The organism is Mesorhizobium sp. WSM2561 (genome assembly GCF_000513915.1).
Taxonomy (GTDB): domain Bacteria; phylum Pseudomonadota; class Alphaproteobacteria; order Rhizobiales; family Rhizobiaceae; genus Mesorhizobium; species Mesorhizobium muleiense.
Map to the genome: position 1 here is coordinate 1 of NZ_AZUX01000059.1, position 19,636 is coordinate 19,636.

Below are 19,636 nucleotides of genomic sequence, written 5' to 3' on the forward strand. Positions count from 1 at the left end.
GGTCCAGCGCGTTCCGTTCATCGTCGCCGAACTCGGCGCTGACGCCGACCCGTTTATGCTGCACCTTTACGCCGCTTTGGCCGAGAAGGAGCGTCGATTGATCTCGGAGCGCACCAAAGCCGCCCTCGCCTCACGCAGGACGAGCATAAAGCTCGGCAATCCGACCAACACCGCCGAAGCTGCGGCGAAAGGTCGGAAGATGTCGATCGAAGAAGCCGACCGGTTTGCCCAGACCGTGCTGCCAATCATCGAGGCGATTCAGCGGTCGGGCATCACCAGCCTACGTGGACTGGCAATCGCTCTAAACAACCGCGGCGTTCGCACAGCGCGCAATGGCCAATGGCAGGTGTCGAACGTGCGCAACGTTCTCGCGCGGCAATCCCCTCTTTTATAAGCGGGAAATACTACTACTGGCCGCTTTACGGCCGGTCCGGGCGATCGATGAGGAAAGCGAGACGGACGGCAGTGCGTAGGCTGGGACGCGACCTGTATGTAGAAGACCCGCCGCTACATTTGCGAAGCGACGGGCCTCCCACCCCACCCCCATACCTGACCGCGCAATTGCGGTGCCAGACGTATTGGCCCATTGCAGGGTACACACAGTATCGACAAGCCGGCACCGGACGAACGGCCACGGGTGGCGGCGCAAAGCCGACCTCGCTCCGAGAGTGATCCCAGAAATCTATAGCCGTGGCAATGACATAGCGGTGCCTAGTGTCATCTCGTCCAGCGTGCCATTTATTGATTCGGCTGTCTGAAGCAGCAGAGGAAACGAGGCACCACCAAAAGGTCAAGATCGCCACGACGCTGACATTCTTCCTTGCTCCTCGCTCACTGCGAGCAATTCCTCATGGAACACTTGGTACTCGGGATTTGGATCGCACCCAATACCATCGCGGTAGCAATTCGCTATGTGAAGCGGCGCAGCGGGGCAGCCGCTAAGCTCCCTTGTATTTCGAATCTACCGTTCACACACCATTCGTGCTCGCACCCGCCCTAACAAACGCGTAAGGTATGCATTTCGGATGAAGTAGAAGCGGCGTTCTCCAAAATGGCTGAATTTACTCCGGACACTTCTCTCTTGATCGGCATTCTGGCCGACGTTTCAATGTCGATGCGAGGCTCGATTGGGAGCAGCGGGGCGTCGGCTATCAACCGGCTAGAAGCTTTCAGCGAAGCTTTGGAGGACATGGTTAAGCAGGCTGCTGCCTCTGTCCAGGACCAATCCCAAGAGAGGCCGTCCACAGAGGTTCGTCTCTTCGCATATGGCTTTGGTTTCGGGAATCCTCTCTCAGCCTTTCTGGGCCGACAAGGGCCCGACGTCCGGGATCTGTTTGCTCCGAACGGCATTGGGGAGCGGACCCTTGACGTCGTCGATCTCGCAAGCAACTGGCAGCAACACTTGGCAAATGTTCGCTCTCTGACAGTTGATATGTTCGGCAGTACGCCGATGAGGGCTGCGCTCGAGCGCGCCAAGGCGCGGTTCCTTGACGAGATTGGTCAGCGGCCGGCGGCGACCACGGTGCTGTTCGTCCTTTCGGATGGCGAGCCGACCGACGGGGATCCTGAGACAATCCTCGCCATCGCCGACGAGATACGATCCTTGGGAGCAACCATCGTCTCCTGCTTCGTGACAAAGACAGACATCACGGAGCCTCAACGCCTATATGGAGGGCACCTGCCAAGTTGGCCTCCAGAGGCCCGTTTGATGTTCGACTGTGCGTCGGAACTTCGTCGCGGTACTACTTTTGATGCTCAGTTGCGTGAATATGGCTGGCGCATCGACGCCGGCTCCCACCTGTTCGCTCAGGTCAATCAGTCGGAAATGTTGAGCGAGTTTCTCACTGTCGCGGTGAGTCCGCTTCGGGAAATCGGAGCAGCCACCGCAAACGGGAGCGAGCCCATCGACTTCGTCGCACCTCGCCCGCCGCCACCCACCCCGAAGCCGGAAAGACCACGTACGCCAAAACCATGTAAAGCGAGACTCCTGTTCCTGCACGGACTGGGGGGGAATGCAGAGATGACCTGGGGCCGCCTCCCGGAATTTTTAATGGCCGACGTTGACCTGGCGGAACGATACGTTGCCGGGTTCTTCTCCTTCCCCACCACTCTCTTTCGCCTGCCACTTTCGGCACGTGCGCCCAAGATCCAAGAGCTGGCGAAGGGTCTTCGGACTCAGATCGAGCACGACGAATTCGAGCGCGTCGATCTCGTATGTCATAGTCTCGGGGGTTTGATCGCCCGGCGTTACCTGATCGAGGAAGTGAAGGCCAAGAGGCCTTTGCGGGTCGAGCGGGTCGCACTTCTCGCCGTCCCCAATAACGGAGCCGGCTTAGCCTCCGCGGCGCAGTTTGTTTCGTGGCGCCAGAACCAAATCAAGCAACTCTGTAAGGACGCCGATATAATTGAGTTTCTCAACGAGGATTGGTTTCAGTTCGATGTTCAACATAAGGTAAAAACAAAATTCATTGTAGGCACGCAGGATGAAGTTGTCGACCGGTACAGCGTCGCTGGATACTGGGGAAATCTCGACGTTGAGACGATCATCGGTCGTGGGCACATCGACCTTGTGAAGCCTGAACGGGCCGACGACCTCGTCGTGAAAGTCCTCAGGCGTTTCTTGGTGGAGGGGACGCCAGAAAATGGCAACCTGACTAACAATGACCTTCGCTTTCTTCTCGCCATGGAGGACGGGGAGAACCGATTGCCGGAGCAGTTTCAGGCGCTTGCTGACAAAGACTTCGGCTATGAGTACGAGCATGGACGACGCGAGCAACTGGCGATCGAGCGTCTCGGCCGGCTGTTGACGTTGCACCTAGTTGAACGTGTCGGTGGTTCGGAATATCGGATCTCGGCCCATGGTATGCATGTTCTGCATGGGATCAAGAGCAAGCCCGGGAGTTATAAGTCGGTCCTCGCATCTATTAAGGGGACCGATACGCGATGATCCGGTGCTCCCATCTAAGGACTTGTTGAAATTTGGAATTCCATTTTTGGCGCCACCCGACGAGAGAGTTGTCCTAGGGCCAGAGTTCAGGGTCACCAGCGACATGCTCGTGATCGCTAAGCTCGATTGCCTCTCCCGCAAGGCGGCCTTCCTGCTGACGCTCAGGGACCGCGGCGTGCGCTTCTTGGGCGGTGGACCTGCCCGACGCGAACGATCTCACCGTCGGCCATTGTGGCGCTGATGGCGCAGCAGGAGCGCGATGGGATCTTGCGGCGGAGAAGGAGGCGCTGGCGGTAGCCGGGACCCTGGGGCGTGCGGCTACGCAACCGTTGGCGTTTAGTGCGTGTTTTCGTCCTTCTCCAGTCCGCACTGGGCTCGATATCGGAGTGACCTGCCCCCCATCGCTCACCCGCCGCCGATCGGAATGGTGGTTGAGAATTGCGCTTGAGCGCGACGGTGGCAACGGGCGTCAGCGCGGAACTTTCTAGGTGGCGCAGCGAGCGACGCAACGCAGAAATCAAGGTGATGCTGGGCCGGTATTTGTACTGTCACTTAGCCACGCAGGGTAACTTGCTGGAACGGGATTGCCCATGTCGGGCGGCTCTCTCGCGGCCAGGGACGCGGCCACCGCTCGAAGCTGTTGGTCGACAAGCCCAAGTTCGCCAAAGCATTCAAAACCGAACGTCCACCAAATCTCACCGGAAACTTCCACCAACGTAAGCTCGACATTGCAGCCCGTTGCGGGGAGGTCTTCGTGCAGCGGCTTTTCATCACGGCCCAGTTCGACTTCGCGGGGGCGGGTCCCGTTGTGTCGAACTTCCGCATCCAGCGGGTCTTTTTCGTAGAGATTCTGGGCGCTTGGCCAAGCTGAAGCGCGTTCGACGTCCACTTTATCCACACCTCCGCCTGCCCGCGGAACGGGCCTTCAGACACGGCCTCAGCAACGCGCGAGACACGGCCTTTTACGTCAATGCCTGATCCGTCACCGCGTGCCTTAATCCCCAGCTCGGTTTGGCCCCGATCGACAAGATAGTCATCCTGCCGCGGCTCCCCGCCGCCCGCCGGAAAAGGGTGCGCCGGGGACTCACGGAACCACTTCTCAAAAGCGGGTGGCGCATTGCCTTGCCAGAACCATCTGAGCTCGGCCGAAATCATTGTGCACATCTCTTTGGGCATAATCGCCCGCACGGAGCTATCGACCATGTATAGCCTGCACAGGCAGAATGTGAAAGGGTTAGGCTATGGCCTCTGCTTCCTAAGCCGCGTATCCGGTGGACGTGAAGAGGACCAGCGCAGGCACGTTTGCAGCTTGCTCACAGAAGGCCGTACGTGGCCTAAGCCCGGACACAAGTTTGACAGGACTTTAATACGGGACATATACTGACTTCTGCTCGGGGTGAGACCTCGATTTTTAATCAAACCGAGCTTACGGTTAGTTTCCTGCTGGAATTAATTGTTCCGACCGGGGGTTGGCCTAAAGATACACGCGATATGCGGCCTGCCGGCGCGACGTCCCTATGTCGACCGGGTTTCTCTGTGTGACTGTGGTGCGCCGTCCGTACGATGTGGACGGCAGACTTTGCAGGAGACAGAAATGCCAGAGCCCGACTATGCGGTCGTCGAACTGCTCTGCGATCCGGCTGAGCTGGAGGCGCTCGCGGCCATTCCCAACCTTGAGATCGAGGTGCGGCCGATACGCACTTCCGATCCTGCACTTGTCCGCATCAGCGCCCTCGCTGACGAAGGCGCGCAAGCCGCCGCCCTGGCACTCGGCTGCACGGTCACCATCGTGAAATCAGCGGCTGACTACCGCAGGCAGATCGAGGACGCCTATCGCGACCTCGGCAAGGACCCCACTTCGTCCGGGCCACGCTGATGCCCTATTTCACCGCCGTGCAGATCGAGGCCGAGATGACGGCATTGGCGGCGGCGGCGCCGGCCCTCTGCGCCAAGACGGTGCTTCCTAACCCCACGGTCTCGGAAGGCGTCGGCCCGACCACTTACTCCTATCTGAAGGTCGCCAACGGCTCGGGTGCCGGACGCGTCGCCGTGCTGGCGGTCGGTGGCATGCATGCTCGCGAATGGGCGCAACCCGATGCTGTCATCAGCTTCGCCAAGGCGCTGATCGCCGCCTACCAGGGATCGGCGGCGTTCGTCATCCCTGCCTACACCGATGCGGGGGGCAATACATACGGGCCGGTCACCGTCCCGGCAGCGACGATCAAGCAGATGGTCGATCGCATGGACATCCTGCTGTTGCCGCTCGCTAATCCGGATGGGCGCGCCTTCGCCATGGCAGCAGCGGCGAACAAGGGTTGGCGCAAGAACCGCGCGCCGCGGACGGTCCCGGCCAACCCCGCCACGGCCGGCGTAGATCTCAACCGCAATTTCGATATCGCCTGGGACTACGACCTCTTCTTCAACGCCGCCTTCGCGGGTTCAACCGCTCTCTCGGCCTCCAAGAACGCCGCCGACGACCGCTTCATCGGCAAGCCGCTACCGGCCCCCAACTCGTCCCATCCGAACAGCGAGCCCGAGGTCCGCAACCTTATCTGGATCCTCGATCATCACCCGGTGACTTACAGCGTCGATCTCCATTCCTATTCGATGCTGGTGATGCATCCATGGGGCATCGAACAGAACGGCACCGTCCCGGCGCAGAATTTTCGGAACTCCAGCCTCGATCACACGCGCGACGGGACGCTTGGCACCGCCTATTCGGAATATTTCCCCAACGTCGCTCCGCCACGGCTGCTCGACCGGCACAAGCTGATCGTCGGCAGCATACGCGACGGGATCCGCGCCGTCACGGGGCGCAGCTACATCGTCGGCGGCATCGCGGACACGATCTATCCGGCGACAGGCTCGTTCACCGATTTCCATTTCAGCCGCCAGTTCAACATCGCCGCGTCACCGCCGATCCACGCCTTCGCGGCCGAGTTCGGCGACGCCGCCGACAATTTCCAACCGCTCTACTCTGATCCGCACGGCTTTCCCAGGATCGAGCGCGAAGTGCACGCGCTACTGCTGCGGCTGCTCCAAGCCGCGTTGCCGCCTCCCCCTGCCGCGACGGGCAGCGGCGGCGGTTCGAGCAAATGCATCTTCAGCATGGCGGCGGCAGATCTGATCGCCGGGACAGCCTGGCTCGATACGCTGCGTCGCGGCCGGGCGGCGCTGCTCGGCGGACGACGGACACGCGGCGCCATGCTGGTGCTTGACGGCTTTTATCGGCGGCTCGGAAATTCTCTCTTCCCGCATGTCGCCGGGCGGCGCTGGGTCAAGCGGGCCATCGCCTACGGTCTCGTCGCCCCGAGCGCGGGCCTCACGGCACTTGCTCTCAAATGGAGTGCGCGATGAGCAGCGAAACCGGCACTCTCGAACGCTTGGCACTCATGCTCGCCGATGCGCTGACTCCGCTCAAGGACGACCTTGCCGCAGGCAATCTTGACAGCTTGTTGAGGCAACTGAGCCTGTCGCTGCCGGCCGGCTTCACCGTTCCTCCCTCGCTCACTGCCGCAGCGCAGACCGTCGCGACCGCGGCCGCTGCCTTGCCCGCCCATGTCGTTGCGCTCACCGCGGCCATCGACGCTAAGACGGTCACGAGCATCATCAGCGAAGGTGCGGCGACGCTGAACCAGGTGCGCGCGGTAATCACCGCCATCGACACGCTGGCGACCCAACTCCCCGCTGCGCTCACCGGTGGAGGCGTCAGCGCGGCAGCTGCCAATGCCTTTGCCGGCCAGTTCGGCGATCGGCTCTTCTCTTACGCCGTGGTTCGCCTGCTCGAGCGTCGGCACGGGGTGGTGCTCGGGGCGTTCGGCCTCGCCGGCGTCATCGATCGGATGCAGATGCCCAACGAAGGCGGGGCGGGCACTCATCTCTCGCGCAGGTTGCGCTTCGACCGGCTCGGCTCGATGATCGGCCAGCCGGATACGGCTCTCCGCACGGCTTTCGGCTGGGGCGATCCCGGCTTCGACGGTCGCGACCTGTTGCGCCGCATGGCCGATCTGCTGCGCGCGCTCGCCGTCCCTGTGCTCTTCGACGAGACCGCCGCATCGCCCGTACTCGAGCTCTTTGCCGCAACGATCGCGCCAACGGCTGGACCGTCACCGCGGGGCTTCGCCATCACGCTTCGGGAGGAAATCCCGGGCGGCTGGTCAATAGCGTTCGACCTCACGCCGCGGACACGGCTCGACGCTGCCCTCGGCGGGGCGCTGTCGGGCGGGCTTGCGATCGAGATCCGTCCGCCCGGCACCGTCTCGGCACATCCTTCGGGCACCCTCCAGGGCCGCGCCAGCATAGGCATCACCCAGCACGCCGATCCCGGCGACCGGCTGACGTTGCTGGGCATCTCCGGCGGCATCGGCGTCCGCGCCGGGAGCCTCGGCATATTCGCGGCGACAGACCTTTCATGGGATTCCGGGTCCGGTCAGGCGCATGGGGAATTCGGCCTCGGTGGCGACCTCAAGGGCGGCAAGCTGACGATCGACTTTTCGCAAGCCGACGGCTTCATCGGCGCCATCGTCCCGGCGGTGAAGCTCGATGCGGATCTCGAGCTCGGCTTTGATTGGTCGGTCGATCGGGGCCTTCGTTTCCGCGGTTCGAGCGCGCTCGAGATCAAGCTGCCGACGCACTTCTCCCTCGGGCCGGTCGCGATCGATGCGCTGACCGTAGGGGTCGGGGTCAACGGCAACTCGTTCCCCATCTCGCTTTCCGCTGATATCGCTACGCGGCTCGGCTTTCTCGACGTCATCGTCGAGGAGATCGGCCTGAGGATCGATCTAAGCTTCCCTTCGGATGGGCACGGCGACATCGGCCCGCTCGATATGGCGTTTCACTTCAAGCCCCCGAAGGGCGCCGGCCTCAGCGTCGATACCGGCATCATCAAGGGCGGCGGCTACCTGCGCTTCGATCCCGATGCCGGCGAGTATTTCGGCGCGCTCGAACTCTCCTTCCAGGGGATCATCGATATCAAGGCCTTCGGGATCATAAACACCAAGTTCCCGGACGGCCACAGCGGCTTTGCGTTCTTGATCCTCATAACGGCCGAATTCGCGCCGATCCAGCTCAGCTTCGGCTTCACGCTGCTGGGTGTGGGGGGGCTCCTCAGCCTCAACCGGACGCTCGACACACCGGCGCTGATGGTCGGAGTGAGGACCGGAGCGGTCAACTCGATTCTTTTCCCGCAGGACATCGTCTCGAACATCAATCGTATCGCGACCGACATCAAGGCGATCTTCCCGCTCGCCGAAGGCCACTTCATCGTCGCCCCGATGGGCAAGCTCGGTTGGGGTACACCGACGCTGATCTCGCTCGAAATCGGTGTCATCCTGGACATCCCCGTGCCGGCGCTCGTCCTCATCGGCGTGCTGCGCATCAACATCCCTGCTGAGGATGCGCCGCTTCTCAAGCTGCAGGTCAACTTCGCCGGCGGCATCGACTTCGATCGAGGGCTAATATGGTTCAATGCGAGCCTGTTCGACAGCCGGCTCGTCGGCTTCACGCTGACCGGCGACATGGCGCTCCGCATTGGCTGGGGTTTGGGGCCAATGCTGGTCATTTCCGTCGGCGGCTTCCACCCGGCCTTCCGCGAGATCCCTGACGACCTGCGTAACATGTCCCGCATGACCATCTCGCTGCTCTCGGGGAACAATCCGCGTCTCACGGTGCAGACGTATTTCGCAATCACCTCCAATACCGTGCAGAATGGATCGCGGGTCGAGCTATATGCTGAGGCTTGTGGCTTCAACATCTACGGTTTCCTCGGCTACGACCTGCTGGTTCAATTCAACCCGGTCCACTTCGTCGCCTCGATCTCGGCGGGAATAGCGCTGCGCGAGGGAGACGACGTCATCGCCGGCATCTCGGTCCATGGCGAGCTCTCCGGTCCCGCGCCCTGGAACGCCAATGGCAAGGCATCGCTCGAGATCCTGTTCTTTGAGATTTCGGTGCGTTTCAACGAGAGCTGGGGCGCCGATGCGCCACCCGACCCGGTGGAGATCGAGAACGTCACCGGGCTGGTGACCGCCGCGCTCAACGACGACCGAAACTGGAAGGCGGATGCACCCGCCAACGCCACCGCCGGCGTCTCGGTACGGAAGCTCGAAATGCCCGACGGCAAGATCGTACTGCAACCGTTCGGTGTGCTGTCGGTGAGCCAAAAGGTCGTGCCGCTCGCCTATCCGCTGCAGAAGTTCGGTAACAAGAAGCCGGACGTCGACCGGTTTGAGGTAACGACCGCGCTCGCCGGCGTCGACGAGGAGCGCGAGGAGTTTGCCGTCGCGCAGTACAAGAAGCTTTCCGATTCCGACAAGCTTTCGGCGCGCGCGTTCGAGCGCATGAAGAGCGGCCTCAAGTTCTCGTCCGGCGACGCCACCGAAACCGGCACGCGGGTGCTGGTCGAGGTCGACTATGAGCTGAGCTACGTCCACCGTTCGATCGGTATCACTATCTTTGCGGGCATCTACAAGATGTTCGGGACCGTGTTCACCGCGCTCGCCGGTGGTACCAATGCGTCCAAGAACGCCTTCTCCAAGGTCAAGAACGGGGGCGGTGTGAAGCCCGCGGCAGTCAAGATCAACGGCGGCGAATTCCTCGTCGTCGGCGTCGCCGACCTTAACCCGCATGCCGGCATGAGCGCGAAAACGATGGCGGAGGCGGTTGCCATGCAGGACGCGCTGGTCGCGTCCAACCCAACGCTCAAAGGCCAGGTGCAAGTTGTCGCCGCTCATGAACTGGATGCCGCCGCATGATCTCCGTCGGCCGCTATACGTTCTCATCTTGGCTGCGGCGCGGCATCGGCACCCGCATCACCCAGCCCGATAGCCTCGGCGCCGGCACCTCCGGCGTTCCCGAGCGCGCGACAGTGCCCATCGACGTCAGCCTCAACGGAACAGGCATCTCCAAGAACTTTGCGCTGATCGGGCCGGGCGACATCATCGGCATCAATCCGCATATGGTCGTGCGCACAGAGCCGCGCAACTGGATTTCAAATTTTGAGCCGAATTACCTCGCCTTCATCGAGTTCTACGACGAGGATTTCCTCTGGCGCTACACACCCGCGCGTCCGAGCGGGGAGAAGTTGTCCCCCTGGCTGTCGCTGCTCGTCCTCGAGGCACCAGACAACGGCCAGCCGGGCGAATACGAGGTCGTCAACCGCCGCGATCCCCTCCCGGCGCTGCGCATCACCGCACCCGGCGCGCTGCCGCCGCTGACGCAGAACTGGGCCTTCAGCCATGTGAGCGTCAACGAGGGCCATGCCAATCCGACGGAGTTCGAGGAGTTCCTTTTGAGCCTCCGCGAGCCCGGCACAATCAATGCGGACAAGATCATCTCGCGGCTGTTCAGCCCGAGGAAGCTTCAAGTGGACACCGCCTACCGTGCCTTCCTGGTGCCGGCGTTCGAGACGGGACGCCTCGCGGGCCTTGGGCAGGACCCGTCGGGTGCCGACGCGCAGGCGCCGGCCTGGGCCGGCAGCTCTCCGGTCGAGTTGCCTTATTACTACGAGTGGTATTTCCGCACCGGCGAGAACGAGGACTTTGAGTCGCTGGTGAAGCGCCTCGAGCCGCGCCCCGTCGACACACGCGTCGGCATCCGCGACATGGATGCCTCGCATCCGGGCTTCGGGCTTGCAACCGGCGCCGATATTGGCACGATCCCGCCGCCCGTGCCGACCCACCCGCCGCCGCCGCAGACTGTGGTCGGCCTCGAGGGCGCGTTGCGCGCCCCCGATACGGTCAGCCGCCCCGCGAACATCGACACGACCAAGCCGTTTTTTGACGACCTAGCCGATATGCTCAACATGGCCGACGACCGGGTCGTCTCGAGCCCGGGCCCGGTCGATCCGCTGGTCACTCCGCCCATTTACGGCAGCAAGCACGCGATGAAGCCGCGCGTCAATTTCGCGACTCCGGGCTGGATGACCAGTCTAAACCGCGACCCGCGGCTGCGCGTGCCCGCCGGGTTCGGCACGCGCGTCGTCCAGAGGCATCAGGAGGACTATGTTGCGCGGGCCTGGGCGCAGGTAAGGCAGATCCTTGCGATGAACCGGCGCATGAAGCTTGGCCGCTTCGCAATGGAGACGGCGAAAACAATGCACGCGACGTTTTTCGCAAACGTCTCCGCCGTGACCCTGCTGACCGTCGCGAAACAGGTGACCAAAAAGGTCATGGGATCCCCGACGACCATCCATTACCTGGTTGGCGCGAGCCTGGTGACCAGTGCCCCGCTCGATTCCGCAATGCGGCGCCTCTTGCGGGGCCGTGGCGTCGTCGCACGGCGGCTGACGGCGGCCGATCCCGGCTTCACCCAGGACCGGCTGGTCGAGGATATTAACGAAGGCAAGGTTACGGCCGCGCCCCCCAAAGACATTCCCCAGGGGCTCCCGTCGGATGAGGACGTCGCAAATGGCGCGGGCCGCCCCACGCCGGGCTGGATTGACTTCATCAGGCGCCATTTCTGGTGGCTCCTGATACTGCTGCTTTTGCTCGCCGGGTTCCTTTTCCTCATCGGGCTCTGGATAGCGGCGCTCGCCTGTCTCGTCGTCTCCATCAGCCTCGTCATCATCGCCCTGCGGCGCCCCGGTCGCGGCGACGTCGCCCCGGGCATTAGCGATCCCAGCACCTTGCCCGGCATGCTCGCAGAGGTGCCGCCGCAACCCGGCTTCAGTCTCGTTGAGACCGATCCGCCGCCGCGCCCCGGTGCGAGCGGGATCACACTCGGTTCGGGCCATGTCGGCATCACGCCTGGCGGCTACATCTCGGTCATCGGCACATCCTCGCATTCGGGCGGCGCCGGTGCCGACAGCATCGAAGGTAGGAACTTCCGGCGGGCGGCAAGCTCGATCGCTGGGCGCCTCGGCATCAAGCTCAAGCAGCCCGCCCGGCCAAAGCTCGATCTCGGCGGAACCGCGGGCAAACTTGCCGCCGCGCTCGACCCCGAGCGCGCTTGGCCGATCCTAATCGCGCGGGAAGTGATCCTCACCTTCTCGCCGGGCTGGCTGCAGCAGCCTGAGCATCTCGTCCCGGCACTCGCCTATCCGGATTTTGACGACCCGATGTACGAGAAATTGCGCGATCTCTCGGCGGAACTCTTCCTTCCCAACCTCAAGCTGATCCCGCCCGACACGATCACGCTCCTGAAGACCAATCCGCCTTTCATCGAATCCTACATGGTGGGTCTCAACCACGAGTTCGGGCGCGAGCTCTTGTGGCGCGAGTATCCGACCGACGAGCGCGGCAGCTATTTCCGCCAGTTCTGGAGCGTGCGTGGCCTCGTCGTGCCGCCGCCCGACCCGGCGGTGACGACCGAGCAGCTCAAGGCGATGTATCGCGATATCGCGCCCCTCGATACCTGGACTACGCTGTCGGCCCTTGGCACCCACAAGCCGCCGGAACGGCCTAAGACCGGCGACCTCGTCCTCACCATCCGCGGCGAACTGCTGAAAAAGTACCCCAACACGCTTGTGTATGCGCAGAAGGCGCACATGGCGCGCAACGCATCCGGCGCGCTCGATCCGTCGATGAAGCCGGTCATCCTGCCGGTGACGACCGAGGCCGAGATGAATGTGGAGATTCGCTTCCCGCTGTTCACCGCCGAGATCGAGCCGGACATCCGCTTTTTCGGCTTCGATCTCACCATCGAGCAGGCGGAGGGCGATGACGATCCGGATACGGAGAGCGACGACTGGGGCTGGTACTTCGTCATCCAGGAGCTGCCGGGCGAGCCGCGCTTCGGCCTCGACATTGAGTTCGGCCCCGACGACGACAACACGACGCCGATCACCTGGAACGACCTCAGTTGGGACCGCGTCTCCGCCGTGACCTTTCTCAGTCCGGCCACCCCCCCGGTCCCGGCCTTCTTCAACCTGCTTGCCGCAGACCTCAAGGCGCAGTGGGGCCGTCACGCCGCGGATATGGCCGCGATCCTGTTTCAGCGCCCGGTAATGATCGCGGTCCATGCCCGCGAAATGCTGGAGAAGCTGAATGCCTGAGCCCGGCGAGATCCTCACGCAGCTTCGCACGGCGCGCGCCGCCGAGACCGACCTCGGCCGTGAGGCGCACGCCGCGCGGCTCGAACACATCTCGCTGATGCGCGAGAAGAAGCGCCTCGGGGGCGGGGGCGACCGCGACGAGCTTCAGGCGGTTGAGGCAAAGTTGCAGCAGAGCAGCGAGGCGCTCTCTCGCCGCGTCGGCAAGCAGGACGATGCTCGGAGGAAGGTCGCGGACCTTATCGATCGCCTCCACGCTACGCTGTCGCCGGAGACGCTTACGGGCTTCTGGTCCGCCGATACGCCGATCCTGCTCCTTCCGTTGCGCGTCGAGACGCGGTTCAAGGATTCCGAACTCCTCGTCCGCGTATTTCCCGACGAAATCTCGATCGACACGCATGAGGAGATCCTCACGCATGCCGAGGCGAAGGTCGGACAGGAGTATTGGCGCACCATCGGTGCCGACGGTAGCGAAACGTCACGCAAGGAAGCCTGGCGCAAGCTGGTCGAGGCCTTCGAGGCGCCGCGTGCCGCCTACGTGCTCAAGCGGACCAAGCCGACCAATTGGGCCGATCTCGCGACCGTCGGCATCGCGGGCCTGACCTTCCCGGTCGAGTCGGTGCTGAAGGAGGACAGCTGGACGCAGCCGCCACTGGTTAAGGTACTGCCCGACCTAGTGGCACTGACGCTGTCTCGCGCCGGCAAGGAGATCCACCGGCTAATCGGCAAGTTGATCCCTGACGTCGTGCAGGCCGGTCCGGCGCCGCTGATGATCGATGGCCGCGCCTCGTGGAAGCGCGGTGCGGACGGTCGCATGGTGTTCGACACAGAATCCGAGTGGCTTCGCGATTTCAAGGCCGCGGTTGAGATGGGGCTCGGCTTTCGTGTGGCGCTCAAGCCCGGGGACGAGGCGGGTTTCGACGAACTCATCGTGTTGGGGCTCAAACACTCGGCCGACGTCGCCGACACTGAGGCGCTCATCACCGAGTTACTGGCCGGCCACCGCTATTCGGTCAAGGGCCTCGCCCTCGTACCGCAGGGGACCGCGACCAACAACACTAGCGGCGAGGATGCCGGGCTCGACGGCATCGACTGGTTCGCGGATGCGAGCTTTGCCGCCGCGAAAGCGGGCGATACGCCGGAGGTTTCTGTTGACCTCGATACGGCGAATGACGGGCGCCGGCTCGCAGCCTATCTCGGGCTCGATCCCGAGCTGTTTGCGGGCGTGCCGCATGCGGACGGGCATGACCATGCCGAAGCCGTGGCGATGAACGCGGCTCTCTATCCTGGCACTCTCGGCTACTTCCTCAGGACGATGGTCGGCGAGGTTGCGGGCGATGCGACTCTCGACGACCTGCGCGAGCTATTCATTCATAACGTCACCGGACGCGGGCCCCTTGCCTCGATCCGCGTCGGCAACCAGCCCTATGGCATTGTCCTCGCGGGACCGGCGCCGCGCTTCCGCAGCGAGCCGATGCGCGAGAATTGGCTCGATCTCGCGATCGAGGGGATCATCGCCAAGGCCCGGCAAGTGTGGACGGCACAAGTGTCTCAACTGGCTCGGCTCGGCGCAACCTCAAACGGCAGCGCCGACCTCCTCGCGGTGATGGGATTACAGCCCACGGCAGCCGACTACTTCCAACGCATCGCCACAACCTACGATCATCTCTCCAATCTCGCCGGGTTCCAAACAGGCGGCGACCGGATGGGTGATGTGTTCGAGTCGGTTTTCGCGGGGATCGCCGCGGATTCGACGCTGGTCGACTTCGGCTACCAAATCCAGCGGGCCAACGGCACATTCAAGCCCTATCCGCTGCTGTTCCAGTTGATTTACCAGCGGCATCAGACGCTCATCCCCCAGACCTCGCTGATCGACGGCCAGCCGTTCTCGGAGAGCGACATAATCAAGCCGTACGACGTGGCGCAGACTAAAAATTACATCGACTGGCTTACGGCGAACGCCCGCAGCGCCGATGCGCTCCGCGCGCAGGATTTTGGCGGCGCGCCGAAACCGACGGCGCTGCTCTACATGCTCCTGCGACACGCATTGCTGATTCAGGTCGGCACCAGCGTCAACCGCTGGCTTAAGCTGTTCGACATCGAAGCGCCGGAGCTGGTGATGAGCCGGAAGTTCGTAGGCATGACCCCGGCGGTCGACGTCGCAGCCTGGGAGTTTCTTTCAGCCCCAGCGAGTGCAGTGAGCGGCACCGTCAGCTCGGACCTGTCGCTGCTCGCCATGGTGCATTTGCCCGAATACCGAACCGGCATCCATGCCCCGATCGGCGCGCCGCTCGAGGAAATGCTGGCGGCCTATGGCGTGCTGCGCGGATTGCCGACCGCGCGTCTCGAGCGGCTCCTCGCCGAACATGTCGATACCCTGAGCTACCGGCTTGACGCCTGGGAGACCGCGCTGATCGACCGGCGTCTCGTCCGCCGGCGCCTGACTGAGGGCCAAATCGAGACCCGTCGCGGCCTCTATATTGGCGCGGTGGGCTATCTCGAGAATGTGCGTGCCGTACCCGGCCGCCGGAAGCCCCTCGAGGAAAGCACGCTGCACGAATCGCTGCGCGAGGGTCATGGCGACCTCTTTTCGCCTGCAGACGGCGCGGGGTTCGTGCACACTCCCTCACTCAACCACGCAACCGCGGCGGCAGTGCTGCGCAACGGCTATCTCACGCACGCAACGCCAGACGACCCCGGCCGGCTCGCGATCAACCTCAGCTCGCGACGGGTGCGGCGTGCCAAGGAACTGATGGACGGTGTGCGCAACGGTCAGCCCATCGAAGTGCTGCTTGGCATCGAGTTCGAGCGCGGGCTGCACGACGCGACGACGCGTCCAGTGAGCCCGGTGGTGCTTAACGACCTGAAACCCGCCTTCCGTCAGGCGTTCCCCATCAAGCGCACCAAGATTCCCAAGGCCGGCCATCCCGGAGATGCCCCCGAGATCGTGCCGGACTTTAGCGTTGTCAACGGCCTCGACGTCATCGCCGCAGCCGAAACATTCCCGGCTGGGGTGCCCGGCCTGCCAGCGCTTTCGACGACCAAGAGTGATGAGCTGAAGGCGATCCGCGACCGGCTCAAGGACTCGCTCGATTCCCTCAAGGATGTGGTGACGACCGAGAGCGCTTATCAGCTCGCGCTCGGCAATTTCGATCGCTCGGCGGCGATCGTGCAGTCACTCTCGGCCGCCGTCGCCCCGCCCGAGATCGAAGTCACCCGCTCTTCCCGCGGCACCGACCTCAGTTTCACGCAGCGGCTAACCATCGAGCTCGACCCGGCGGTGATTGCGAACCCGTGGGCGCCGATCGCAATGACGCCACGAGCCCAACTCGAGCCGCCGCTCAATGCCTGGATCGGCTCGCTACTCGGCGATCCAGCAAAGTTCTCTTGCAAGGTCTCTCTGACCGAGGCGGGCGCGACCACGGAAACGGCCGTGCGCCTGTCCGAACTAGTCCTGCAGCCCCTCGACCTAATGCATATGACTCGCGGCGTGCGCGACGCCGCTGGTCCACAGGAGCTAGAGGCTCGTATCCATACCGCGGCGCTGGCGGCGACCGGGGCCTCGCGCGATGCAGTGGTCGCGATCGCTTTCGCCACGACCGGCTTAGTAGATGCTACAGTAGCGTCGATGGGCGATGCGCTCGCTGTGCTCGATCTCGTGCATCAGGTGCTCTCGAGCGCCCGGCCAATCGACGGACGGGATTCGCTCACCGCCTCGCAGCCCCTGCCCACAGGCACCGATCCTTCCGGCATCGACGTCGCCGAGCTCCGGACTCGGTTCGGTGTGCTGAAGACCAACGCTGACACTTTAGTCGCCGACCTCGGCGCTGCCGTGACCAACGCCAAAGCTAGCGGAGGGGGTGTCCCCGAGTTCACCGCACTCCGCGACGTGCTACGTCGCGCCGCCGATGCAGGTGTGCCGTTTTCATTCCCCGCGGGCGCCGACGATACGCTCGTCCGGCAGGGCGAAACGATCACCACCGCGCTCGCAACGCTGCGCGACCGTGCCGTCGCGCTCGATACCGAGAGCCAGGTTGCGGGTCTGAGCCCGCCGCAGGCCGCCGGGAAGCTGATCGCGGCGGTGCATGAGTTGCTGGGCGCCGACTTCCGCGTGCTGCCGCGCTTCACCGCGCCCAATGTCGCAAAGCTTGCGGCGAGCGACGCAACCCGCCTCGCTATGCTGACGCATGCGCAGGGCGGCGATCCAACGATCGATCCTGTCAGCGACGTGCTGACCAGCGTCGCGCAGGTGCGCCATGCAGCGCACCGGTTGCACCGGCTGCGGATCATCGCGGAGCTGACGACCGGCGCCGTCACGGAGCTCGCGGCGATCCAGCTACCGCCGCGCACCGACGACGTCTGGCTCGGCGCGGCGCTGCCCCCCAATCACGAGATCCTCGACGACACGCTGTCGATCATACAGCTGAGGCCTCAGGGCTTCGCGCCCGCGTCCGCGCGCTGCGGCCTACAGATCGACGAATGGACCGAGTCCTTCCCGCGAAAGAGCGAGGTCACCGGCCTCGCCTTCAACTTCGACCAACCCAACAGTGGCCCGATGCAATCGCTGCTCCTCGCTGTCGCGGGCGAGGGCGACCGCATCTGGAGCTGGGACGACCTGATGGGCATCGTGCGCGACACGATGCTGCGCGCGAAGCTCCGCGCAGTCGAGCCCGACATGCTCGACAAAGTCCCCGGCGTGACGACGCTCACGCCCGCCACGATGGCGGAGTTTTCGACGTCGCCGGGCGCTTTGTCGCTCGATTTCGGGCTCAGTGTGCCGATCATCCTCACGCAGGTGATGGCAACGGCATACATGGCGGACTTCGTGGCCGCGGGGACCTCGCCATGAGCCATTTCACCGAAGTCATGACTAGCAGCAAGGTGCTCAAGGAGATTTACCGGGCACCGGCGATCACCGCCTACAACCGGCTCGAAGGCCGGCCACGCACGGTCGATTTCACCCGAAGTCTCCGCGCCGAAGTGCGCGACGCGCTCTGGTTCCTGACCCGGCAATGGCAGCTAGGCGAGTTCCAGGGAGAGGACGCCGCTTCGCCGATCGACGCTCGGGTCGCCACCCGGCTCGCCCCGTTCGAGCGTGTCTCTTTCGCCGGTATGGCAGCCGAGCCTTACGACGAGACGACACCGCTTGAGGTTGCCGTCGAGCGTGAGGCTTTCCCGTGGACGCTGCCGGCGCGGATCGAGGCGGCCGAGATCTTCCTCCGCCGGGTTCCCGCCGGCGTCCGCGCCGCCGTAGCGACCGCCGCGCGCATCCAATTTCCGCTGGACCCAGATGCCGACTGGCCGCGCGAGCCCGATGCGCACGCGCTTTATCGCCTGGCTGCGAGCCGCGCCTTTGATGGCGCCAAGATGCTGGAAAGCCATACGGCCGGCATGCTCGCCGCCGATCTCGGCGCAGCGGCCGCGGACGTCGAGCCTGCGGCAGATGCGGTCGCCGCCTGGCGCCAGCGCGTGTTCGGCGCAGCCCAGCCGGCGCCGCCGCGCGCCTGGATTCCCGACCGCCTCTCGTACGACGTGCGCATCTCGACCGCTGCAACGGCGAACGGCGAGCAGGCGCTGCTTACGGCGCCGCGCTACGCCGAGGGGCGCCTCGACTGGTACGCGTTCGATGCAGCCCCCGCCGGTACGACACTCGCGCCGCCGGCGGGCGCAGTGCTGGTCCCGGAGCCTGCGATCAAGCCGCTGTCGTTCGTACCTACCGCCGCCTCGTTCCCCGGCATGCCCAGCTCGCGCTTCTGGGAGATGGAGGACCGGCGGATCAATTTCGGCTCGCTCAACGCAAAGACCACCGATCACCTGCTGTTGATCTTCGCCGAGATGGGCCTGATCTACGGTAACGACTGGTTCGTCATCCCGTTCGAAATGCCGGTCAACAATCTCTGCGAGGTACTCGGGCTCGTTGTCACCGACGTGTTCGGCGACAGAACGCTGGTTCCCCCGGCCAACGGTGCGGACGAGAATGTCTGGCAGCGCTGGAGCTTCTTCTCGGTCACGGGCGAGAGCCGGGACGATTGGCGCGGCCACTTCTTCTGGCTGCCCGCGAGCCTCACCTCGGTCGATGTGAGCGAGCCGCTCGAAGCGGTGAGCTTTGCGCGCGACGAGATGGCGAACCTTGCCTGGGCAGTCGAGGACATCGTCCCCGACGGCACCGGAAAGGGTATCGAAGCGCGGCTGCTAATTCCCGACGAGCCGCCCCCACCTCCAACCATCGCGGGCGTTCGCTACACGCTCGGCACTACGGTGCCCGAAAACTGGGTGCCGTTCATGCCCGAGCACCTGCCGGGCAGCATCACCGATATCCGTCTGCGCCGCGGCGCTATGCCGCCGCACGGCACGCCGCCGGTCGACCCGCGACGGCGCGGCCTGCTCCTCAGCGAGTTGCCGGCGCCGTTCTACGTCGCCGAGGAAGAAGTGCCTGGCTCAGGTATCATTGTCTCCCGGCGCGTACAGCGCGCGCGCTGGTATGACGGGCGAACCTACCTCTGGATTGGCCGTGCCCGCGAGACCGGACGCGGCGGCGCGGCCAGCGGTCTCGGCTTCGACCAAATCGACGATCTGCCGCCCTCGGCCTGATCAGCGACTACTGATCAATGTAAAGAGAGTTTTGATCCTGACAATGCCGACGGAATCATAGGTCCCTCCTTTCGAGGATGAGCGTATTCCTGCCCGAGAATGTTGGATCC

9 protein-coding genes are annotated in these 19,636 nt (G+C 64.0%); 8 read left to right on the forward strand and 1 reads right to left on the reverse strand.

Features of this window, described 5'->3' with window-relative positions; all coding sequences use genetic code 11:
* On the forward strand, positions 1-394 hold a 394-nt coding region (locus tag M727_RS0130105), incomplete at its 5' end, for a recombinase family protein (protein ID WP_027155698.1).
* 657 nt (positions 395-1,051) lie between these two features.
* Complete coding sequence (locus M727_RS0130110) at positions 1,052-2,947, forward strand: alpha/beta fold hydrolase (protein WP_027155699.1); 1,896 nt, start codon at positions 1,052-1,054, stop codon at positions 2,945-2,947.
* Between the two features lie 517 nt (positions 2,948-3,464).
* Here the strand turns inward: M727_RS0130110 and M727_RS41935 are convergent.
* Positions 3,465-3,836: a hypothetical protein gene (locus M727_RS41935; RefSeq protein ID WP_156941683.1), complete on the reverse strand. Its 372-nt coding sequence runs from the start codon at positions 3,834-3,836 to the stop codon at positions 3,465-3,467.
* A gap of 705 nt (positions 3,837-4,541) precedes the next feature.
* Here M727_RS41935 and M727_RS0130120 point away from each other — a divergent pair.
* The 6 genes from M727_RS0130120 to M727_RS0130145 are packed head-to-tail and all read left to right on the forward strand — an operon-like array spanning position 4,542 to position 19,526.
* Complete coding sequence (locus tag M727_RS0130120; protein WP_027155701.1) at positions 4,542-4,823, forward strand: hypothetical protein; 282 nt, start codon at positions 4,542-4,544, stop codon at positions 4,821-4,823.
* Positions 4,823-6,304, forward strand: coding sequence for a M14 family zinc carboxypeptidase (locus tag M727_RS0130125; RefSeq protein WP_027155702.1), 1,482 nt, complete (start codon positions 4,823-4,825; stop codon positions 6,302-6,304). The genes M727_RS0130120 and M727_RS0130125 overlap by 1 nt, the downstream gene beginning before the upstream one ends.
* A complete protein-coding gene (locus tag M727_RS0130130) occupies positions 6,301-9,699 on the forward strand; it encodes a DUF6603 domain-containing protein (RefSeq protein ID WP_027155703.1) in 3,399 nt (1,132 codons plus the stop codon). Before M727_RS0130125 ends, M727_RS0130130 begins: the two co-directional genes overlap by 4 nt.
* Entirely contained in the window at positions 9,696-12,938 is a 3,243-nt protein-coding gene (locus M727_RS0130135) for a hypothetical protein (RefSeq protein WP_027155704.1), read from the forward strand. Before M727_RS0130130 ends, M727_RS0130135 begins: the two co-directional genes overlap by 4 nt.
* Positions 12,931-17,784 carry a hypothetical protein gene (locus tag M727_RS0130140; RefSeq protein ID WP_027155705.1) on the forward strand — a complete coding sequence of 1,618 codons (4,854 nt, stop codon included), beginning with the start codon at positions 12,931-12,933 and terminating at the stop codon, positions 17,782-17,784. The genes M727_RS0130135 and M727_RS0130140 overlap by 8 nt, the downstream gene beginning before the upstream one ends.
* Positions 17,781-19,526 (forward strand): hypothetical protein, encoded by a 1,746-nt coding sequence (locus M727_RS0130145; RefSeq protein WP_027155706.1) that lies wholly within the window; start codon positions 17,781-17,783, stop codon positions 19,524-19,526. Before M727_RS0130140 ends, M727_RS0130145 begins: the two co-directional genes overlap by 4 nt.
* Positions 19,527-19,636: the final 110 nt, after the last annotated feature.